3 protein-coding genes are annotated in these 5,814 nt (G+C 37.7%); all 3 read left to right on the forward strand.

Annotation, left to right across the window (positions count from 1 at the left end; translation table 11 throughout):
• Positions 1-596 precede the first annotated feature (596 nt).
• Entirely contained in the window at positions 597-4,514 is a 3,918-nt protein-coding gene (locus ACN4EE_RS21745) for an FkbM family methyltransferase (protein WP_431708607.1), read from the forward strand.
• A gap of 44 nt (positions 4,515-4,558) precedes the next feature.
• The gene (locus ACN4EE_RS21750) at positions 4,559-5,377 is read left to right on the forward strand and encodes a hypothetical protein (protein WP_431708608.1); all 819 of its coding nucleotides are present in this window, start codon (positions 4,559-4,561) and stop codon (positions 5,375-5,377) included.
• A 7-nt stretch (positions 5,378-5,384) separates the two neighbouring features.
• A partial coding sequence (locus ACN4EE_RS21755) for a hypothetical protein (protein ID WP_431708609.1) occupies positions 5,385-5,814 on the forward strand: 430 nt, incomplete at its 3' end.

Below are 5,814 nucleotides of genomic sequence, written 5' to 3' on the forward strand. Positions count from 1 at the left end.
TTTTAGAAACTCAATCTTTACCTAGTGAAAAGCAATCTTGTTTAGGGAAGTCTTGTTTTCAAATTACTGCACCTAGACAGAATCAAGAGTGCGTACTAACAACTCCCGTTACCTTGATGATCTTCAATCGTCCTGACACAACCGCCAGGGTTTTTGAAGCCATTCGGCAAGCCAAACCACCAAAATTATTAGTGATTGCAGACGGACCCAGAAGCGATCATCCTGACGATGTGGAAAATTGCCAAGCCGCCAGAGCGATCGTTGAGCAAGTAGATTGGGACTGTGAAGTTCTAAAGAATTATTCAGAAGTTAACCTGGGCTGTCGGAAACGGGTTATTACGGGCTTAAATTGGGTGTTTGAACAGGTGGAAGAAGCGATTATTTTGGAAGATGATTGTTTACCCCATCCTACTTTTTTTAGATTTTGTCAAGAACTCTTAGACAAATATCGTAACGACACTCGGATTATAATGATTTCGGGTAATAATTTCCAATTTGGACGTAATCAAACCGAGTATAGTTACTACTTCTCTCGCTACGGACACATCTGGGGCTGGGCAACCTGGAAGCGCTCGTGGTCACTGTTTGATGAGGCAATGCCAGCTTGGCCGGAATTGAGAGATCAGAAATGGTTAGATCGTTTCTTGGGCAATGAACAAGCGGCAACTTTTTGGAGCGCTATTTTCCAATACGTTTATGACGGCTTTAATACTTGGGACTATATTTGGCTATTTACTCTGTGGTGTCATGATGGGTTAACCATTTTACCCAATGTTAATCTAGTATCCAATATTGGCTTTGGTTCAGGGACGCATACGACGATGAAGGATAGTCCCTTGGCTAATATGAAAACAACTGCGATCGTTTTTCCGCTTTCACATCCAACTGTTCTTGAACGAAATATTGAAGCCGATCGATTTACCGAATCTACACAATTTAGTAAAGTTGATCTGTCAAGTTCAGAAAAAGCGCAAAACAAATGCAAGATATGTGGGTCACACTCTTACCATTTTGCAAATGCTGATATTTTACAAAAATATGATGTTACTTACTTTCAATGTTCAAATTGTAAATTCATTCAAACAGAAGAACCCTATTGGCTAGAAGAAGCCTATTCCAAAGTCATTGCATCCAGTGATGTTGGTCTTGTATATCGAAATATTGCCATGGCTGAGATTACATCTAAGCTATTATTTAACTTTTTTGATCACAATGCAAGCTTTTTAGACTATGGGGGTGGCTATGGGTTATTCGTGAGGTTAATGAGAGACAAGGGTTTCAACTTTTATTGGGAAGATAAATATTGTCAAAATCTTTTTGCTCAAGAATTTGAATTTAACTCGGCGAAACATAATAAAATTTTGCTCACAACTGCTTTTGAGTTATTTGAGCATTTTGTCAATCCAGTTCAGGAAATAGAAAAAATCCTGAAAATTTCCCCTAATGTTTTGTTCAGCACTCAACTGCTTCCAGAAAATAACCCTAAACCATCAGAGTGGTGGTATTACACCCCTCATGAAGGGCAGCATATTTCTATTTTCACAAAACAATCTTTGACTGTAATTGCTCAGAAATATAATTTGAATTTTTATACTGATGGTTCATCACTACACTTATTGACAGATCAAATTTTTCCAGAAGATATATTTCAGAAACTTCTAAGCAGAGATATAGGCATTCCTAATAAAAGTTCTCTTTTATCATTTGATTATCAGAGAATAGTTGGTTCTATTTTAGGACATCCTCAACCTCAGTCCGAAGTTCTGAATCCTGATTCAAGTCCCCGTATCGAGGGTACTTTCTTAGAACAGAATCAGTCTCAACTAGAAGTTCTGCATCATCCCCCTGTTATTGTGATCGATGGCGTTTTCTTTCAGATGTACTCAACTGGAATTGCAAGAGTTTGGCGGTCATTGCTGAAAGAATGGTCTAAAACAGATTTTGCCAAGCATATTCTTGTGCTTGATCGGGGCGGCAACAGCGCTCCAAAAATAGAGGGCATTCGCTATCGTGCTATCCCATTATACGATTACGGCAATACGGAAGCAGATAAACAAATGTTGCAAGAGGTCTGTAATCAGGAAAATGCCGATTTATTTATATCGACTTATTATACAACTCCTCTGGAAACCCCATCGATTTTCATGGCTTATGACATGATTCCAGAAGTGATAGGAGTGAGCCTAGATACTCCCATGTGGCGAGAAAAACATCACGCCATTCGGCACGCTTGTGGTTATATTTCTATTTCAGGAAATACTGCTGATGATTTAAGTCGCTTGTTTACGGGAATCGATCGGGAATCTATTACTGTTGCCCATTGTGGAGTTGCGTCGTTCTTTTCCCCTGCGTCTCAGACCGAAAAAGATAATTTTAAGTTTAAATATGGCATTCACAAGCCCTATTTCTTGTTAGGGAATTTACTTGGACCTAAAAATGGAATACTATTCTTCAAAGCTTGTCAAGAGCTTGCCAATCGTCATAATTTTGATATTGTCTGCACGGGGTTGGGAATTCAGTTACCTGGTGAGTGGAGACAATATACTTCTGGATGTGTTGTTCATAATTTATACTTAACCGATGATGAGCTACGCATTGCCTATTCTGCGGCGATCGCCTTGATCTATCCTTCAAAATACGAAGGATTTGGAATGCCGATCGTGGAGGCGATGGCCTGTGGTTGTCCGGTGATTACAACGCGCAATGGGTCTATTCCCGAAGTGGCGGGTGAGGCTGCATTGTATGTGGGAGATGATGATATTGAAGGCATGGCGGATGCGCTTTATGAAGTACAAAAACCTCGTGTTAGACGATCACTGATTCAAAAAGGATTGGTACAAGCACAAAAATTTTCCTGGAACAAAATGGCGAACATTGTTCGAGAAAAACTATTGAACCACCTCTCTAATGTTCCGATATCAGTTATAGAAAAGCTAAATAGTCTAAGCAGTGAAGAACCGACTCTTAATTATTATGCTCAATATGTTCAAAAACTTTGTCCACAAGTTAACCCTCAAATAGTTAAAGAGCTTTTAAGTTTTGCTTATAGCTGTAATTGGGATCAACCCTATAGTTTAGAGGATTACAATAATATTGCGGTTATTTGTCTCATTGAAGCCGAAGAAACTCAAGACTTATCTTTTCGCAAACAATTACTTACCAATGCCGTAACAGTTTTAGAAAAAGCTAAAGACTATCCCTTATGTGCCACTCATTTAGCCTTGATTTATAGTTTGATGGGAGAGTGTCAACAAGGCTATAACTTAGCCAATGCCGTTTTAACGGAGTTAAAAAAATCCCCCATCAAAGATTCATTCGGTAAAGGATTGATTTATTTACCTCCCATCTCCCGTTCATTATTCCGTCAACGGGGTAATTTAGAGAGACTTTTAGCGACAGAAAATGCAGACGAGCAAGTATTCCAACTTTGTATAGAAGCACTGTATCAATCCTCTTTGATTTTTTATAATGATAAAGGACAGAATGCACTAACCTTAGCTTCTGAAAAGCTGATCAATTTTCCTATCCTTGATTGGTTAAAAGGGATAGTTAAAATTCATTGCCAACAACCTGATGGTATTCTCTTTCTTGAACAAGCTCAAAAATTAATGCCTAATTATGCTCCCCTAATTCACGCTCTTTATTTGGCTTATCGTAGCTTACCAGACGCAGAAACCACAGAATATTGGCGTCAAGAAGGGCTAACTTATTTTAACCCCAACTCTCCCGATGTTGGACAATGGATTTGGACTCAAGTTAAACCAGAAACGCCCTTTACTTATTTGCTTTATGACAATCTAATTCTCACGGTAGAGGCTAACTTAAAAAGTATTACCACTGCCGTTTTACTCGCCCAAGGAGATTGGTTTGAAGCAGAAATGGAATTATGGCGCACTCAAATCCGTCTTGGTATGACTGTCATTGATGTAGGGGCGAATGTGGGAGTTTATACCTTCAGTGCCGCTCAAAGAGTTGGAGAAACAGGAAAAGTAATTTCGATCGGACCCTTTAAGAATTGTGTAAGCTGTTTGCAAGAAACAAGCCGTATCAATAAACTCCCTTGGGTGAAGATTTACGAAGCCGCAGCGAGTGATTATTGTGGTTCTGCCAAACTATCCCTCCATAATGCCAGTGAATTAAATGAAGTTATCAGCGATAATTCACCTAGTTCTGATTCTGCTCAAACTGTAACCATTGAATGTTTAACCCTTGATAGTTTAATGGAAACGGAAAACTTAACTAGAGTTGACTGGCTCAAAATTGATGCCGAGGGACATGAAATAAAAGTTTTACAAGGAGCAGAAACTTTATTAACACAATTTAAACCCAATATCATCTATGAAAATATTGGTGGAGTTCATCGTAGCAATGGTGACGTAACTGAATACCTCAAATCAAAAGGTTATCAGATTTACAGTTACCGCCCCTATGTACAGGAATTAGTTCCCATGACTAATTTAAACCAAGTAAGCAGTCAGTTAAATTTAATTGCTGTTTACAATCCAAATAACTGACAACATAGTTACTAAATAAATCAATTAAAAATGAGGTTAATCAAATGACAACTATCAATAAAATCAACTCCAAAATTTCAGTATTAACTATCTTAGTTATTTCTTCACAAATTTTTGCTGTTAATAATCGTGTAATCGCCCAGTCAATTCCCCAAATTTCCATTTCCAATATTTCTTCTCCTGTTATTCCTGTAACAACCCCAAATGTAGCAATTCCAACGGTAAAGGTAACAACCACTAATAATATTCCTTCTACCAGTCTTATATCCCAACCTGTCACTCCTACGGTAAATATAACAACTACCAATAATATTCCCTCTACCAGTCTTCAATCTCAACCCGTTATTCCCACTGCGGTTACTCCTACGGTAAATGTAACAACTACTAATAATATTCCTTCTACCAGTCTTATATCACAACCTGTCATTCCAACGGTAAACGTAACCACAACGAATAATATTCCTTCAACTTCCTTAATCAATTCTCCCACTCCAGTTATTCCAACGGTAAATGTATCCTTCAATGATAAAGGTCTTCCTCTTTTTGCTAACTATGATGGCAATAATATTTTGACTAATATTCCTAGTATTTTAGATTTAAAACCGCTTACTTTTTCCGTCACGGGAAACGAAGATAATACAGAACCTAGTTTTCTCAACGATAAAGGAAGCACTGGAGTAGGTAGCACAAATATTGCTATTCCACAACCAACGCCACCTTTAGGTGGTGGTACTGTCACTGTTTCTACAATTAATGTCGTTTTTCCATCTAGTCAACAAGCGACGGGGATAAGTTCCAACCTAACGAATACGGAAACTTCATTTAACTTGCAAGTTAACTTCACACCTCCAGTTTTAGATTAGGTAAAAAATGTTTTGGAAAATTTTTACAAAAAGGATTTTTAAATGGGGATGTTGGGGGCAAATCCTCTTCTTGTTGTGCTTTGGAGGTTTTTCTTCTGCTTCTGCACAAGAAGATAAAACTCCAAACTTAACTACATCTCATGGAGAATCCTCGTTAATAGCAAATAAGGTTAGTGAATTAAAGTTTGATAGACTGATTGCCCAAGAAATAGCGCCACAAAATTCAATAAAAATCAACGAATCAGATTTTTTAAAACTTAAAGATATACCGAATGTTGCTTTTCCCGAAGTTCTGGAATCTGGAGAAAAAAATCCTTCCGAAACTACGGTAAATCAAGATAAAACAACTCAATTAAGTTTCGATCGCAATTTTAAACTCAAAGCCGATACAAATAGTTTTATTAATAATTGGGAATTAAACGAAAATAAAATTAATA

The sequence above is a fragment of the Geminocystis sp. CENA526 genome (genome assembly GCF_050753365.1).
GTDB lineage: Bacteria > Cyanobacteriota > Cyanobacteriia > Cyanobacteriales > Cyanobacteriaceae > Geminocystis.

What these genes read in the sequence shown, in the direction of transcription:
- ACN4EE_RS21745 (WP_431708607.1), top strand. Translation starts at nt 597, where the DNA reads ATGCCAGCTTGGCCGGAATTGAGAGATCAGAAATGGTTAGATCGTTTC.
- ACN4EE_RS21750 (WP_431708608.1), top strand. Translation starts at nt 4,559, where the DNA reads ATGACAACTATCAATAAAATCAACTCCAAAATTTCAGTATTAACTATC.